The 16321-nt window shown below is 46.2% G+C and carries 16 protein-coding genes and 1 other annotated feature; of the genes, 7 read left to right on the top strand and 9 right to left on the bottom strand.

What is annotated here, in order from left to right; genetic code table 11:
* Nucleotides 1–244 precede the first annotated feature (244 nt).
* Nucleotides 245–676 (bottom strand): hypothetical protein, encoded by a 432-nt coding sequence (locus JCM14374_RS04520; RefSeq protein WP_054694043.1) that lies wholly within the window; start codon nucleotides 674–676, stop codon nucleotides 245–247.
* A 176-nt stretch (nucleotides 677–852) separates the two neighbouring features.
* Between JCM14374_RS04520 and JCM14374_RS16045 the strand changes: the two genes are divergently transcribed.
* Nucleotides 853–933: a small, acid-soluble spore protein, H family gene (locus tag JCM14374_RS16045; RefSeq protein ID WP_157048967.1), complete on the top strand. Its 81-nt coding sequence runs from the start codon at nucleotides 853–855 to the stop codon at nucleotides 931–933.
* Nucleotides 934–1161: 228 nt separating this feature from the next.
* Here the strand turns inward: JCM14374_RS16045 and JCM14374_RS15175 are convergent, their stop codons facing one another.
* Together JCM14374_RS15175 and JCM14374_RS04525 are read right to left on the bottom strand one after the other, a co-directional pair.
* Nucleotides 1162–1284 (bottom strand): hypothetical protein, encoded by a 123-nt coding sequence (locus JCM14374_RS15175; protein ID WP_278279230.1) that lies wholly within the window; start codon nucleotides 1282–1284, stop codon nucleotides 1162–1164.
* 63 nt (nucleotides 1285–1347) lie between these two features.
* Nucleotides 1348–3669, bottom strand: coding sequence for a sensor domain-containing diguanylate cyclase (locus tag JCM14374_RS04525; protein ID WP_054694046.1), 2322 nt, complete (start codon nucleotides 3667–3669; stop codon nucleotides 1348–1350).
* A 196-nt stretch (nucleotides 3670–3865) separates the two neighbouring features.
* Here JCM14374_RS04525 and JCM14374_RS04530 point away from each other — a divergent pair, with 196 nt between their 5' ends.
* From JCM14374_RS04530 to JCM14374_RS04540, 3 genes are read left to right on the top strand one after another with little or no spacing between them, the layout of a single operon-like run.
* Nucleotides 3866–4441 (top strand): LemA family protein, encoded by a 576-nt coding sequence (locus JCM14374_RS04530; protein ID WP_054694296.1) that lies wholly within the window; start codon nucleotides 3866–3868, stop codon nucleotides 4439–4441.
* A 14-nt stretch (nucleotides 4442–4455) separates the two neighbouring features.
* Entirely contained in the window at nucleotides 4456–5259 is an 804-nt protein-coding gene (locus tag JCM14374_RS13405) for a TPM domain-containing protein (protein WP_054694048.1), read from the top strand.
* Nucleotides 5252–6019, top strand: a complete 768-nt coding sequence (locus tag JCM14374_RS04540; protein WP_054694051.1) for an SIR2 family NAD-dependent protein deacylase — start codon at nucleotides 5252–5254, stop codon at nucleotides 6017–6019. Before JCM14374_RS13405 ends, JCM14374_RS04540 begins: the two co-directional genes overlap by 8 nt.
* Nucleotides 6020–6027: 8 nt before the next feature.
* On the opposite strand, the gene JCM14374_RS04545 is transcribed toward JCM14374_RS04540, so the two are convergent.
* The 6 genes from JCM14374_RS04545 to JCM14374_RS04565 form a co-directional block, all read right to left on the bottom strand.
* Entirely contained in the window at nucleotides 6028–6480 is a 453-nt protein-coding gene (locus tag JCM14374_RS04545) for an MBL fold metallo-hydrolase (protein WP_054694054.1), read from the bottom strand.
* A gap of 2 nt (nucleotides 6481–6482) precedes the next feature.
* Nucleotides 6483–6941: an MBL fold metallo-hydrolase gene (locus JCM14374_RS04550; RefSeq protein ID WP_054694057.1), complete on the bottom strand. Its 459-nt coding sequence runs from the start codon at nucleotides 6939–6941 to the stop codon at nucleotides 6483–6485.
* Nucleotides 6942–7022: 81 nt separating this feature from the next.
* The gene (locus JCM14374_RS04555) at nucleotides 7023–7781 is read right to left on the bottom strand and encodes an enoyl-CoA hydratase/isomerase family protein (protein ID WP_054694060.1); all 759 of its coding nucleotides are present in this window, start codon (nucleotides 7779–7781) and stop codon (nucleotides 7023–7025) included.
* A 216-nt stretch (nucleotides 7782–7997) separates the two neighbouring features.
* Entirely contained in the window at nucleotides 7998–8159 is a 162-nt protein-coding gene (locus tag JCM14374_RS13410; RefSeq protein ID WP_157048962.1) for a hypothetical protein, read from the bottom strand.
* Nucleotides 8160–8473: 314 nt separating this feature from the next.
* Entirely contained in the window at nucleotides 8474–9040 is a 567-nt protein-coding gene (locus JCM14374_RS04560; RefSeq protein ID WP_054694063.1) for a pyruvate kinase alpha/beta domain-containing protein, read from the bottom strand.
* 3 nt (nucleotides 9041–9043) lie between these two features.
* Nucleotides 9044–10165: an HD-GYP domain-containing protein gene (locus JCM14374_RS04565; RefSeq protein ID WP_054694067.1), complete on the bottom strand. Its 1122-nt coding sequence runs from the start codon at nucleotides 10163–10165 to the stop codon at nucleotides 9044–9046.
* Between the two features lie 224 nt (nucleotides 10166–10389).
* Between JCM14374_RS04565 and JCM14374_RS04570 the strand changes: the two genes are divergently transcribed.
* The 3 genes from JCM14374_RS04570 to ilvB all read left to right on the top strand — a co-directional run bounded on the left by JCM14374_RS04570 (nucleotide 10390) and on the right by ilvB (nucleotide 16319).
* A complete protein-coding gene (locus JCM14374_RS04570) occupies nucleotides 10390–12378 on the top strand; it encodes a hypothetical protein (RefSeq protein WP_054694070.1) in 1989 nt (662 codons plus the stop codon).
* 65 nt (nucleotides 12379–12443) lie between these two features.
* Nucleotides 12444–12700: a binding site (T-box leader), on the top strand.
* Between the two features lie 50 nt (nucleotides 12701–12750).
* A complete protein-coding gene (gene ilvD, locus JCM14374_RS04580; protein WP_054694075.1) occupies nucleotides 12751–14412 on the top strand; it encodes a dihydroxy-acid dehydratase in 1662 nt (553 codons plus the stop codon).
* A gap of 221 nt (nucleotides 14413–14633) precedes the next feature.
* Nucleotides 14634–16319, top strand: coding sequence for a biosynthetic-type acetolactate synthase large subunit (gene ilvB, locus JCM14374_RS04585; RefSeq protein ID WP_157048963.1), 1686 nt, complete (start codon nucleotides 14634–14636; stop codon nucleotides 16317–16319).
* Nucleotides 16320–16321 lie beyond the last annotated feature (2 nt).

The raw sequence follows: 16321 nt of genomic DNA on the forward strand, positions 1-16321 counted from the left end.
TCAATATCAGATATATAGAATATTTTTGTTTTGTCAAAAAAATCACCTCGAACGCATTATTTGTACCCAATTGTGTATTTCAGTTTATCTTTTCCATGAGTCCGAGGAATGATGCGAAAAACCGTATAAAATTGTGATAGTGAATACCGTCCTTCATAAAAAGTCTGCCTAAATCTGCGCCTGAAGGGTCTGCGTGTTAGCTAAGCGAACCCCGCGCCTATCGTTCCCCTTTGCTGTGCGGTATCTACCAGCGGGACAGACTTTTGGCAAACTGGGAGAATTGCTGGGCAAACTCGTTTTCTTTGGGCCGGAAAAGGTTGAGTTCGTTTTCAACACCGTTGATTTTAAGTTTGATTTGTTGTATCTGGCTGTGTTCTTTTCCCAGGTCGGAAATTATTTCGTAGCTGCGTTCAATGCTGCTGATGCTCTGGCGGGTAAAACTGCGAACCCTGATATTATTCGGGGCTATCTGCATATTAATCAGGTTTTTTTCCGTCAAAAACCAGTAGGTTTCATAACGTTCGTAGAGCTTGTCATGCCCCCGTTCTTCCTTATTGGCACGTTCCTTATGATATTCACGATACCAGGCAATTAAGCTGCCGCTATCCTGCAAGGTTTCTTCAAGAACAGGCCTGGTTACCGACTCCATAAACAGATGCAAACCTTCAATCTGCACGGCTATACCACCTTTCTTCAGCTATTTTCTATTAAAAAGAACCCGACTCCTGCAAAAGGGTTTTCATAAACCATATAGCAGTTATTCATATTATCGAAAAATAATGGGAAACATAACAGTGCCTTAATTAAGAATTATGATTCACCGTAAAATAAGACCGGGAAAGGTGTGATTAGATGGATAGCAAGAGAGCTCAAGAAATAATGGAATCAGAGGCGGTATATGAAGTCCGCTACAAAGCTTTCCGGTGTGGATAGAGGAAGTGAACGGCGATAAAGCCAAAATACGTTCTATGGATACCGGACGCCGCTATGAGGTAATGGTGCTCGAACTGGTGGAAGGAATCGGATTGCTGTAATAACGATTTAATTAGAAAATAGCCGCTTAACACTGATTCTTAAACTGTGGGCAAGATAACATTTGAGGTACAATCTGACCAGTGCCAATCGGTACTGGTTAATTTTTGATTTTTGGTACCGGCCTGATTAGATCTTGGAAAGCATGGACTTGAACAGGAAAAATGTAAAAGCCCCGATAATGATAAGCAGCAGAACTGCAAATACTCCCAGCTTGTTATTGCAAACAGCTGTCCAAAGTCTATTAAGCATATTTTCACCACCCGTCTGACGATTTACTGGCAAATCCGGTGGCCACCTGTGTTCCCGGACGGTTTATTTTTCTTCGGTTTGTTTTCGGCTGTTTTTGTTAAGGTACATGCGTTTATCGGCAATTTGAATGGCATCAAACAGGGATGCCGTATCCTGCGGACAACTGGCAATGCCATAATCAGCAAAAATTTCTGCTTCGATACCCGCCGGTTTTTGTTTGCCGAGTTCGGTATTAATGCGCCGCAGGATGTTATCTGCCTGCTCCGGGGTGCTGCCCGGCAGGAGGACGATGAATTCATCGCCTCCGTAGCGGCCCACGTAATCGCTGGTTCTGATAAAGGACGCTATAGTAGCGGCAATATATTTCAGAACTTCATCACCTGCTATATGGCCAAACTCATCATTAATCGTTTTGAAATTGCCTAAATCAACAATAGCTATGGAACATTCTCCTCCGGAGCGTTTTAGCTTATCATTTTCTATTTCAATCTGCTTCATTATGTACCTGCGATTCCAAACCGAGGTCAGGGGGTCGATCAAAGTCTCCTGCTCAATTTTTTCAATCAGCAGGTCAAGTTCTTTGAAAATGGCTATGTAGTTGGCGATAATCCATATAATATCCAGGTCTTCATCGTAGAATGCATCCCGTTTTACTACACAGAAAACCCCGTACAGAACATCACCGTAGGCTACAGGACATATCAGCCGGAAAACACCGTCAGCATCAATCTGCTGCACCTGGGGAGAGCGGGAGTATAAAAGATTTTGGAAAAGTTCACCTTGTATATCAGGTTTGGGCAGGTATTCCTGCAGGCCGCTCGAAAATACCAGTTCAAAATCAGTACCCGCAGGCAAATGACGGGAATCGTAAACAGCCAGGGAGAGAAATTCAACCGAGGAAAAAAGCTCTTCCAAAAAATGCATGGCATTAATATTGCTGTTGTCCAGAACGAGAGAACTAACCATTTCATGAAGGTAGCGGAGGCGGTAAGCATGAAAATTCAGACTGCGTTTTGCTTCCATTTCTTCCAGGTGAAGAGCCAGGTGGGAAGCCAGCATTTCCATAAGTTCGAGGTCCAGTTTATTAAAAGCGTGTTTATCCAGGTGATCAACAGCGATCAAACCCCATTTAAAACCTTTATAAGAAATAGGTACTACTATCAAAGAATTCACATCCCGGCGGTAGACTCCGGGAAGATGATCGGCGGGCAAATCGCCGGTAAAACAAGATTGGCCCGTTATTATGACCTCCTCCAGGATGCCGTTCTTTCCTGTAAAAAGGCCACCCGGGTTAAAATGAGCGAAATCTCCGGTTACTTCTTTAATTTCGAAGCTGCCGGCATTTTTAGAACAGCGCACAGCTATGAGAAAGTTGCGGTAATTAATTATGTAATGCAGGGATGACTGCAGGACGCGAAAATCGTCATCCAGGGTCTGGCATTCGCTGAGGGAACGGAAAATATTAAAAAGGTCGCGCTGACCGCTGGCTAATTTCTCTACTTTGCCTTTTTCCAGCTCCAGGTTGCTATTGTATGATTCCAACCGTAGTACCAATTTGCGGGCGGTCCTATATATGGAAAAATACAGCAAGAGCAGGGTTGTTAACAAGGCTGTAGCGATTACTGCGATCATAAAATAGGTAACACCCTTTTCTTGCTGGTAGAGAACATTATCGCTAACCTTAACCAGCAGAGCTGCATCGCTGTTTTTAATGCCTTTATAGAAGCAGGTGTAGGTTTTGCAGGCATATAATTCATTGCCTATTCTGACATCGCTGTGGCGCTCGATATTAAAATCGGCCTGGGAAACCAGCTGGTAATCATAATCTTTGGAACTTACATCGTACAGCAGCGGAGCCGGGTCAAAGAGGAGATGATCATAGCCCAGGATATCCTGGCCGTGTTTGATGGGACAGCTTACCAAAAAATAGGAGTGATGATGGTGTTTATAAAGCTTTACGCGTAATTGTTTCGGTTGATTCGACAGCAAATCAGAATAGGGGATTATAGCATCGCCATAAGAATAAACAATGCTTTTGTCAGTTGTGCGTACGGCCTGGACCAGGTTTTCTATATACTGGCAGGTTTCATTATAACAGGACAGGGTATCATAAAACATTTCCGAACGGTTGATATGCCCTTTTTTATACGACGTTAATTTCCGTAACGGTTCCTGGCGTTGAGTTAAGGCGAAGGTCTCGGCTGAACAACGTGTAACAAAGTGATTAAGACTGGTAAGGGAAATTCTAGCCTCGGTACGAAAGTTATCCTGGGCGTCTGACTGCATTTTCTCCTGAACCGGGTAAAAAATAATAATAAAACAGAGGGCTAAAAGCGTCAGCAGACCAATTATAACCAGACGAAACTGTCTTAGTAATTCCCTCACTCTATACCCCCTCCCGATGTTTATATCATATTCGTTTCATAGGACAAAAATCCTGCTGAAAATTAGGATAATATTAAGGATATTTGGAAATGCTGCGGCTGATTGGGGCGGAAATACGATAATCAAAGCACCCGGCAGGAATTTATTCTTGAACCAGCGAATAAACCATTTCAACAGCGTTGCTTTATTACGAAAGATGAAAGGGGTTGAGTTCGTGAAAAAACCAGTAATCTGGGTAGTAGTTGGAGTTATGGTTTTATGCCTCATATCCGGGATAGGGATGTACAACGGAATGGTAGCTGATAATGAGAACATTGACAACAAATGGGGCGATGTCGAGAATTATCTGCAGCGCAGGGCGGACCTGATACCTAATCTGGTTGAAACCACGCGCGCTTACGCCGCACAGGAAACCAAAATATTTACAGGAATCGCAGAGGCCAGGGCCAAGCTGGCCGGGGCGAATACGGTAGCCGAAAAGGCTCAGGCGGATGCTGAACTAAGCGGGGCTTTAAGCCGTTTGCTGGTAGTAGTGGAGAGATATCCGCAGCTGAAATCGAATCAGAACTTTCAACAATTGGCTGATGAACTGGCCGGAACCGAAAACCGTTTGGCCGTAGCCCGAAAGGATTATAACGCTGCGGTCAGGGCCTACAATACCAGGATTAAAAAATTTCCCGGCAATATAGTAGCGGGAATGGCGGGTTTTGAACCGCGGGAATACTTCGAAGCTGCTGAGGGAACCCAAAAAGCGCCGCAGGTTAAATTCTAGGCAGGGGGTTTAACATGCGCAAAACTATCCTCGCCATTACAGTTTTCACCATGCTGTTGCTGGCGGCAGCTGCAGCACAGGGGGCTGCGGATATACCTGATCCCCCCAGGGAGTTCTATTGTCTGGATCAAGCTGAGGTTCTTTCTGTTGGTACTGAGAATGCTATCATCAGTTCGGGGCGAGAACTATCAAAAGCAACCGGTGCGCAAATAGTAGTAGTTACTATAAACAGCTTGGGAGATGCGGCGGTCGAAGACTATGCCAACGAACTTTTCAGGAAATGGGGAATCGGTGATAAGAAAAAGAACAATGGGGTACTGCTTTTACTGGCCATGCAAGAACATAAAAGCCGCATTGAAGTAGGCTACGGCCTGGAGGGCATCTTGCCCGACGGGAAGACCGGCCGCATTCAGGATGAATATTTAATTCCTTTTCTCAAGAAACAGCAATATGACCAGGGAGTAATTGCCGCCTATAATGCGATTTTGCAGGAAGTAGGGCGGGAATACGGACAGGAATTTAAAGCCATAGCTCCGCAGAATGTTCCTCCGGGCAGCCGTCAGAACAGTAAATGGTCCTGGATGGACGTGCTGCTGATTCTACTGGCCGTGTGGGCAATATATTATGGTTGGCGGCGCAGCGGCGGCGGCAGCGGAGGCTTTAGAGGAGGCGGCGGCTATTTCGGCGGCGGTGGATTTGGCGGAGGCGGAGGTTTCGGCGGGGGCGGAGACTTCGGCGGGGGGCGGCAGCAGCGGCGGCGGAGGAAGCAGCCGGGATTGGTAAAGAAAATAATACGCAGGGGGTTGGATGGTGAATAGCAAAACATTGCTGGAAAAGGCCGTAAGCATCCTGGCAGGATCCAATAATACGGTGGTGGTAACCGGCGCCGGCATCAGCACCGAAGCGGGTATACCCGATTTCAGGGGTGAGAAGGGTATATATCGCACCCTGGGTGAAGACAGGGTCATGCGTATTATTAATATTGATGCCTTTCATCGCCAGCCTGAAGTCTTCTGGGATTTTTATCGCCGTTACTTTGATTTTCCTCCCGTAGAACCCAGCCTGGCGCATAAGACCCTGGCTGATATGGAAAGCAAGGGTTTTATAAGGGGTATTGTTACCCAGAATATTGATGGTTTGCACGAAAAGGCCGGGAACCGTAATGTTATCGCTGTACATGGAACAGCAGACCGGTTTATATGCACCAACCATAAATGTCGGCGGGTTTACGAGGCCGAGTATGTTCGTGATTTCCCGCAGATTGTTCCTGCCTGCTCAGCATGTGGCGGGGTCATTAAGCCGGATGTGGTGCTTTTCGGTGAGGCGATCCAGAATTATATGGATGCCCGTCAGCTGATTCTGGAGGCTAAAGTGCTGGTGGTAATTGGTTCATCATTGACCGTATACCCGCTGGCCGGTTTTGTGAAGGAATTCAGCAGCTTTTACCAGGATTTGATTATTATTAATAAAGGCCCCACACATCTTGATCATGCGGCCCTGGTTAAAATTGAGGTGGAAAACACTACGGGGGAAATATTGCAGGAGATCAACAGGCAGTTACAGATATTAAAGAGATAACGGGGAAATTATACCTGCTGGTATACACCCTTCTCGATTTCGGCGATCAAACCCAGCTGCAGAAGATGTTTAAGATGATTAAAAACGGTCATGCGTTCCCAAAACACCTCATAGATGTTGCCGGCCTGGGGGAAAACCAGCTTGTAGTCACCGAGCTGCGGCAGTGTATGAGGTGATTGCAAAATATCGAAAATCCTGGCGTCGCGATCAATGACCACCTGGATATAGGCCTGCAGTTTCTTTTGAATATTATCTGTTTGTACCTGTCGATGAGATGGGACTATTACAGCGGGGTCCAGTGCTTGGATTCTTCGTACCGAGTTTATCAACTGGCCTATGTCAGCACTGGCGCTGCTGTACCAGGGACCGCTTTCCACGAGGTCGATATCCGCACTGAAAAGGATATTTTCTTTTTTCAAGTAGAAACCGTAATGTCCGGCGGTATGACCTGGCAGGTGCATAGCTATAATAGTATGGGCGCCAGGTTGATTTCCTGGTTATCGCAAAAAGTACCGGCAAGGGGAATGGTTCTGAATCCAGGTTTAACCGGAACGTCATCGGGGAGAGGCACTACCTGGCCAAAAGCGTCACGTTCCGCTCCAGGCATGATCTGCTGCCAGAGATCATAGCCGTGGAAGGCGAGGTATTCCTCCTGATTAATATAGGTTTGACTTTCTTCCCGGCCAGCCCACAATTGCGCATTGGGGAAGAACGAGTCGCCGTGCAGGTGGTCAAAGTGAAAATGAGATATTAAGGCCAGCTGAATTTCTTGGCAGGGCAGGTCGCTAAAGGCCCGGCCTCCGGCTCCCAGGTCAATTACAGCGGAATGTTCGTCCTCGATGTACATGCAGTTGCCATAAGGATAACGGGGCTTAACGGGCGGTTTCACTACCCAAATTCCTTTTTCAAGCTTAATCAGCATATTTTTCTCCAGCTAATTTAACAGAAGGCCAGGGATGAAATTATCTTGCATCCCTGGCTATTTCGATCTGATGCGCCTGATTTATTTGGATTTATTCAGGGTGTTTAAGATAATCATGTTTTGATTGCGGTTTTCCAGCTGTATGGCTGCTTCGAGCCCCGGGCAGTCCAGGTTAAGGTTTATGGCTTCCTTGGTAAGTTTTATTACAAAAGGTTCTTTGCTGGCAATTACCTGGGCAATTTCCATAGCTTTATCCATGAGTTGATCGCGTTCCACACAGTAGGAAGCCAAGCCTAATTGCATAGCTTCATCAGCCTTAATAAAGCGGCCGGTATACATGAGTTCATAAGCCCTGCCGGCCGGAATTAAACGGGTCAGGAAATAGCTGGACCCCATGTCCGCGCCGCCAATTCCCACATTAATAAAAGCAGCGTTAAAACGGGCATCGGGGGTAATGATTCTGATGTCGGAGGCCAGCGCAAAGCACATGCCCGCGCCTGCGGCTGCGCCGTGGACTGCACAAATAATAGGCTGCGGCATCTGACGCATAGCCAGTTCTATCCGGCCCAGATCCAGCTGGAAATCATACATTCCCGGACCGTTCATAATATTAGGCTGGAAACAATCAGCCACATCCATGCCCCCGCAGAATCCCTTTTCAGCTTCTGAGCGTAATATTACCACGCGGATATCCAGGTTGTGTGCTAAACCGGTCCAAAGATCACAGAGCTCATTAACCATCTGACGATTCATAGCATTAAGTTTATCCGGGCGATTCAGGCCCACAATCAATATGCCGTTTTCTTTTTCCTCCAGTTTTAAGGTTTCATATGTTTTCACTTGGTAACCCCCTCAACAAATTTTTTATAATTTGATGATATCACATTATTACGTGTACGTTTTATTTTATTAATAATTATTTACTTAACATAAATTTACAGCCTGGGCGCGGCCAAGGTATTGAATTTGTGTCAACTGCTTAAACTTGACCATTATTTGGCACAAAAAAAGGCTCACCTTGGCGGTGAACCCAAATTAAATTCAGGAGGATACAGACTAATCCATTGGTCCGCCTTCCCAATACTGCCTGATTTTACGCAGGGCATAACCCCCAAAAAACAGACCGTTCATGAATGCCAGCGGAATAGCCGCGGCGCCAAACCAGTGGACTTTCTGTTTCATATCTTCTTTACCGTCAGTTGTGCGATATCTAGTCATTCTATCCCTCCTTACATATCTATTTTGAACGAAAAAGCCGCAAATATAGCAGGATATAATTATCATTTTTTATTTTTTAAGGAAGGAATTACCCGTTGAAAGGCTAGATAGAATAAAGTGCCTGCAATTAATATAACTAGAAATAAACTTAAAATTTTTTCCAACACAAATCATCACCAGGTATAATCTGCCGCCTAAAACCTGTTTTTATGCAATTTCATGTGAAGTGAAGAATGAAAAGTGAGGAGTAAGCAGTGAGGATAAATACGCTTTAACCTTCTGCGTTTTGTCATACCCTTCAGTTAAAATCTGTGTTAATCTGCGGCTATTTTCTTACTCCGCGGCATGCAGATTATTTCCCGCACTTCCGTTTTAAAAAAGTTTTTTGAATGGGCGGGTGCAGCTACGATTGCGGTATCGGCGCCTTCAATGGTACCGCCGATAGATACTACCTCCTGATTGTAGGGGATTAAGCCTGCATCCAGCGCCATTATAGCTATTTCTACCGCTACTTTTAAACCTTGTCCCATGATGCGCAGGGTTTGGGCCATAATTTCGGATGGATACACCCCGCCGAATTGATTGCGGAGAGCGCGGTCGGCGCCGGCAAAAAAGTGCGTGGCAGTAAGAACCTTTACTCCCTTTTGCATCAGTTCTTGCCTGACGGCGGGGTCCATTTCATTTTCACCGGGATTTTGAAATCCATTATGGTGGGTTACACAGATAATTTCCAGACCAGCCCCCTGCTCCAAGGCCAGCTGAGCGGTTTCGCCTGAACATGAGGCTACCAGCAAATACTGGAGATTCAGGGCTCTTGCTCTGGCGATGGCCAAATCCAGGGTTCCTTGAGTATTTTGTCTGCCCGCATATTCCCAAAACATATTTTAAACCTCCTTAGCTGGACAATTATGACGGATTTGCTGCCGCAGTTGGGCTAATTCTTGGTCGGAAATAACCCTTACCACGATAACCGTATCCATTTTTGATAAATCCACTTCATGTGGTTGAGACAGCCGGTGAAAATTATTGTCATAAACAACTTTAACCACCGGGCGTGTAGGGTGCTGCCGGTTAATATCCACAACGATGCCGATATTACCTGAACTCAACTCCACGACACTGCCAACCGGATATACAGCAATATTGGCAATAAGCGCGTTGACGCTATTAGGATCTAAATAAATACCGGCCATACGTTTCATAATGTGCAGGGTCTGGCTTAGAGAATATGAAGCCCGGTAAGGACGGTCAGCCATAAGGGCGTCAAAAACATCAGCCACAGCAACAATGCGGGCATATTCATGAATATCACTGCCGGTTAATTTGCGGGGATAGCCCTGACCATCCCAGCGCTCGTGATGCTGGAACGCTATATGAGCAGAAAGCAGGGAAATCTCATCATATTGGCGCAGGATGTTAAAACCATATTCAGCATGCCGTTTGATTTCCTGGTATTCCTCAGCAGTCAGGTCACCCGGTTTATTAAGCAAAGAATTATCTATCCTGGTTTTACCCACATCATGCATCAGTGCTCCGATGCCAAGTTCTCTTAATTTAGTATCATTATATCCCATCGTGATTCCTGTCATTATGGAAAGAACGCATACATTAACCGAATGGGCAAAAGTATAATCGTCAAAGGCCCTTATGTCGGATAATTGTATTAGTACATCATGGTTGCTCAAGAGTTCGTCAACGATATTGGCAACTGTATTTTGCACCAGACGCACATTCATTTTGTGCTTATTGGCAAGCCCCGTAAAGTTTTCTTTGATAATTTGAATGGTTTCACGCCGGGTTTCCTCGGATATCACATCTTTGATATCCACATCTTCAAACAGTTCATCGCGTACATAAACGGAGACAATGCCAAGTTCCATCAGACGGCTGATATAATTTTCATGTAAAACCGTACCCGTATGTAAGAGCACCCGGCCATCACTATTGAAAACTGGCCGGGCTACAATCATATCGGATTCCAGTTTGTCTATCGCTACGCGCCGCATAAAATCACCTGCATTAATATGATATGTTAAAGTATAAATAAAATCATTCGCCTAATAAGGATTCACTTCCTGCTTTATACTCGGAATTTTTGCGTTATTAAGGGCACTGGCAAGGCCTGACTTATATTGAAAAATAAAGGATGGAACCGGGGGTTGTGCGTTGCGATATTAAGGGCATAATGATAGATTAGAATCAACAGAAGTCAACCAACAGGAGATCGTGAATGAAAAAGAAAAAATCTGCCTTTCCCCGGTCCCTATTAAAAAACCTGATTGAGGAAATCCGCAAACTGGTAGACAGCAATGAAGGACGTATCTTCATGCTGGAAATGATAGAAGATGTACCGTATGCGATGCGCATACAAGTCATAGAATCATTGTCTTCTTTCTATGAAGAAGAAATGGTCAGCTTTTTTTATTTGCTGAAAAGTGAATATGGAAAGGAACTGGAGAAAACCTGCGACCGCGCTTTGGAAAAATTCCGGTTAGCCGGGCTTGATATGACAAATCATCTGGAGATCAAAGGTTCTTTCTATAAAGCTTATGCCAGCTGCACTCGCCACGGAGGCAGGATGACTTTGGATGTCGCCTGGGATACAGGCCATAATAAACTGCAGGTGGAATGCTTTTATCTGACTTTTAACCCTGACGGAATTCATAGTTTCTTTGTTATTGACGATATGTCCAAAAAACAATATGAACAGGACCGCCGGGCGTTATCAGATATTGTGCAGCTGAGTCTGGATGAAGCGTGTACCCTGATAAATGAGGCCTATGCGTTTAATGTCCGTAATATGACACGGCCGGCCCTGGGACGGTTTTTGTACGAGAAATATCTCGCGCAGGTTCCATCTGCCATCGATATTAACGCGTTAATGAGCAAAGTCAGCCAGCGTCTGACCCCCAGACAGGTGGTAAACAGTTATTTTCATGCTGTGAAATCCCGTGATTATGTATTATTGCGGTATATTTGCTCCGGACGTGAATATAATCTGGATTTTGCAGCATTTGATCCTGCCGCGTTTATTAAATCGGGGAGCATCATCCTGGAAGGCCAGGCCCAGGAAGTTAAAGGTTCTCGCCAAACCGCCCGGGTGGGGGCTTATTCTCTTACCCTTGAAGAGGGCAAGGTCTATAAGACCGAGTATTATTTTTACCTCTTAACCGCCCAGGGGACATGGTTTATCGGCGATATTGAGCAGGTTGGCTGTGAGTTAATTACCGAAGATTCAGGGTATCATCCCCTAAATATTACGGTTTACTGCCGGGTTTATGAGGTTTTAAGCCTGGACGCCCTGTTTGAATTACTGGACGGAGTGGATAATATTCGCGAAATTCAGGAGCTGCCTTATGGTATGCATATGAGAGTCAGCGCCTATGAGGATGATTTTAATCATGGGGTGGCTCTGCTGGCCGGAGTTATAGCCGACCTGGTGGTAAACGGCGATGAATTCGTGGTCATTGCCCGGGATATAGATACTTTAAACGAATATCATGAGCTTTTTGCCGGAGAATATAATGCCCCGTTAATCTCCCGGGGAGAGTATCAGGTGGGATTAATGACCGCTTACGGCTACCTGAACGGAAGCTATAATTCCTTTGAGGACATTCTCTTACAGGAAGAGGGCGAATTCTGTACTCAGGATGGTATGCGCCTCTTGACCGCCCGTTATTTTGTTAAAGATCATCATTTGGTCAGAAAGCAGATTGAGGAGCTGAAAAGCTTTGCCATTGAACTGGAAGATGGGTTCATGGCTTATTACCGGATGGACAGCGAACCTCCCAGCGCAGGGATGTTTGTTGAATACTTGCTGGGACCAGGATGGCTTTCCATATCTGCTTTTGGCGAACACGATCACAAGATAGCCCGCCAGCAGTTTGAGGAGAAAATGTATGACTGCCTGGAGTATGAGGGCTTGGAGCTGAGGGAAGAAGGAATTTTCGATATACTCACCGCCAATGTTAAGAAACAATACCCTGATTTGGAAAACAAACTAAAAGATATTTACCTGGATAAATGGTACTATTCGCACTTGGCTTCCCTGCGCGGCATGAGCCCGTCCGAAGCCTGTCAAACCGAGGAAGGCAGCCAGTTGTTGTGGGCCATGTTTAAGAAAATCAAACAGAATGAAAACAAACAATTTACTTATGGGCGCAGGCATAGGATTGCCTTGAATGAATATATCCGTAAGGTTGAACAAAAAAAACCATAATAAGGCTGAAAATTGTTGACATGCTCTCCACCTTTCAATATACTCTATAGATAACAATCTAATATACAAGAGCGATGAAGGGAACTGACCTGTTAAATCCCTTGATGAAAGAGAGCCGGGGCAGGTGCAAGCCGGTATCAATATTTACAGGGAGCTCATCCCAGAGCTGCTATCTGAAAGGTCTCTTGACTCAGTAGGTGGCGCCGGACGAAGAAGTCTGTTAAAAAGTCTGCATATTTGCTTAGGTTTGTATGCTGCAAGAGGTTCCGCCATTGGCGGAGCAAGCAGGGTGGTACCGCGGGAATTTCCTCTCGTCCCTGAATACTATATTCGGATGAGAGGATTTTTGTATTTAAAGGAGGACAAGATTCTATGAGAAGTGACAATGCTAAAAAAGGACTGGAAAAAGCCCCTCATCGTGCGCTTTTTAAATCCATAGGTTTAAGCGATGAAGAAATGAATCGTCCGCTCATTGGTATCGTCAATTCTTTCAGTGATATTATTCCGGGACATATAAACCTGGATAAAATCGCCGCGGCTGTCAAGGCTGGTGTGTATATGGCCGGAGGTACGCCGCTGGAGTTTCAAACCATCGGAATATGCGATGGCATAGCCATGAACCATATCGGGATGAAGTACTCTTTGGGCAGCCGGGAGCTGATAGCCGATTCGATTGAAATAATGGCTATGGCGCATCCCTTCGATGCTCTGGTCTTTATTCCCAACTGTGACAAGATTATACCGGGAATGCTGATGGCGGCGGCGCGCCTGAACCTGCCATCGATCTTCATCAGCGGCGGGCCGATGCTGGCTGGAAGAATCGGCAATAGGGCAGTCAGTGTTACCCAGGTATTTGAAGCCGTAGGCGCTGTCGCGGCGGGCAGAATGAACCAGGAGGAACTGTCTGAACTGGAGGAATGCGCATGTCCCACCTGTGGTTCATGTGCCGGTATGTTTACAGCCAATTCCATGAACTGCCTGACCGAGGCTCTGGGGATGGGACTGCCGGGGCACGGAACCATACCGGCGGTATATTCTGAAAGAATCCGCCTGGCCAAGCTGGCGGGCCTGAAAATCATGGAACTGCTGGAGAAAAACATTCGTCCTCTGGACATCATGACCCCGGAGAGCTTTTATAATGCCATCAGGCTTGATAATGCCATAGGATGTTCGACCAATTCTGTTCTGCATCTCCTGGCTATTGCCAGCGAATGCAACGTTAAGATCGACCTTAACCTTTTTAATGAAATAAGTGATACTACCCCTAATTTGTGTAGATTAAGCCCGGCAGGGCCGCATCATATGGAAGATCTATACCATGCCGGCGGAATTCAGGCCCTGTTCAGTGAACTTAACAAAAAATCCCTGATAAATACAGATTGCATTACTGTTACCACCAGGACGGTGGGTGAGAACATTAGCGCTTATCCGGTCAGCGACTATAGTGTAATCAGACCGATTGAGGAACCCTACAGTGAAAGCGGAGGCCTGGCGATATTATTTGGCAGCCTGGCTCCTGAAGGGGCCGTAGTCAAGAAAAGTGCAGTGGCCCCTGAAATGCTGCGGCATCAAGGTCCAGCCAGGGTGTTCGATTCGGAAGAAGCAGCTGTAGAAGCCATTTTAGGCCAAGAGATCAAACCGGGGGACATCATTGTAATACGTTATGAAGGTCCCGCCGGAGGTCCAGGTATGAGAGAAATGCTGACCCCGACTTCATCCATATCCGGGATGGGCCTGGATAAAGAAGTAGCCCTTATTACTGACGGCCGGTTTTCAGGAGCCACCAGGGGGGCTTCTATCGGTCATGTTTCTCCTGAAGCCGCTGAAGGAGGTCTCATAGGTCTCGTAGAAGAAGGGGACCTTATACTTATTGATATTCCGGCTCGCAAGCTTGAGCTGCTGGTAGACCCGGCTGTCATTGTAGAACGGAGGGCCCAGTGGAAAGCACCGGAGCCCAAGATTAGCAAGGGATATATGAAACGATACGCAGAGATGGTACAATCCGCCAGTACGGGGGCAATATTCAAGAAATAATCAGCCTTCGGAACCAAGACAAAGATAGCGGGCCATCCACAGCCCGCTATTTAATTTTAAATTGCGAAGTTTTTAACTTGACTTAACTTTAGCAAGGGCAGTCATAACGTTTTATTCGACAGTTGAGTTTTAAATAATTTAAAACTAAAGAAGGAAATTTATGACATTTACTATCCTAAATTATATCAATTCACAATTAAAATGAGTATGGAGGTGATCAGGTGAATATGAGAGGAGCAGAGATTCTACTTCATTGCCTGAAAGAAGAGGGGGTGGATACGGTATTCGGCTACCCCGGAGGGGCGGTATTACCTATTTATGACGCCCTGTACAGTTCGGATCTTATTCACATACTGGTACGCCACGAGCAAGGCGCCGCACATGCCGCCGATGGTTATGCCCGGGCTACGGGTAAAGTCGGCGTATGCATAGCCACTTCCGGTCCGGGAGCCACAAATTTGGTAACCGGCATAGCCACAGCCTATATGGATTCAGTACCCCTGGTTTGCTTTACCGGGCAGGTAGCAAGCCCTCTTATTGGTAAGGATGCTTTCCAGGAAGCGGACATCTGCGGTATAACCCTTCCCATTACCAAGCATAATTATTTGGTGGAAAAAACCGAAGACATAGCCCGTATAGTAAAAGAAGCTTTTTATATCGCCAGGACTAACCGGCCCGGCCCCGTGGTGGTTGATCTTCCCAAGGATGTAATGGAACGGGTAATAGATTTTGAGGCTGTACCTATTGAGCCCAGTATTCGCGGCTACCGGGTGATGAAGGGCTTTAATGCTGGTCAAATACTGGCCGCGGTTGAGCTGATTCGCCAGGCGCAGCGCCCGGTTATTTACGCCGGGGGCGGGGCCGTTATCTCTAATGCTGCCAGTGAACTGGCCAAACTGGCTGAAAAGAGAAAAATACCGGTAACAACAACCCTTATGGGTATTGGCTGTTTCCCCGGCAATAACTATTTATCGCTGGGAATGCTGGGTATGCATGGAACCCGCTACGCTAATTACGCTATTGCGGAAACAGATCTTCTAATTGCCGTTGGGGCTCGGTTTGATGACCGGGTCACAGGCAAGCTGGATACTTTTGCTCCCAGTGCCCGGGTTATTCATATAGATATCGATGCCGCAGAAATCGGCAAAAATATTGATGTAGATGTGCCAATTGTTGGAGATATCAGAGAGGTATTGGCTGCTATTAATGAACGTTTGGAGCCGGTTGAACATTATTCCGAGTGGCATAAGCGTATAGACCGCTGGAAAGAAGAATACCCTTTGCGTTACGGTCCCTCCTGTGAAGGACGGATTATGCCCCAGCACGTGGTGGAGAAAATCTATGAACTGACTGGCGGTGAGGCTATCATAACCACTGAAGTGGGGCAAAATCAAATGTGGGCTGCCCAATACTGCATGGTAAAACACCCGCGCCACTTTTTAACATCTGGGGGTTTGGGGACTATGGGTTACGGATTCCCGGCCGCCATTGGCGCCAAAGTCGCCTTCCCGGAAAAAACGGTAATAGATATTGCCGGGGATGGAAGCATACAGATGAATATTCAGGAAATGGCTACCGCGGTGCAGTATAAGCTTCCGGTTATCATATGTATTTTAAATAACCAGTATCTGGGCATGGTACGCCAGTGGCAGGGGCTGTTTTACGGCGGGCGCTATTCATTTACCCCCATGGATCACCAGCCCGATTTTGTTAAATTGGCAGAAGCTTATGGGGGAGTGGGTATGCGCGTTAAAGATCCCGCCGAAATTGAACCGGCCCTCAAACAAGCTATGCAAGTTAAAGATCGCCCGGTGATAATTGACTTCTGGGTGGAAAGAGAAGCCAATGTATATCCTATGGTTCCGCCCGGGGCATCCTTATTAAACATGCTGGGGGAGGAGGAATAATT

The organism is Syntrophomonas palmitatica JCM 14374, from assembly GCF_001311885.1.
GTDB lineage: Bacteria > Bacillota > Syntrophomonadia > Syntrophomonadales > Syntrophomonadaceae > Syntrophomonas_A > Syntrophomonas_A palmitatica.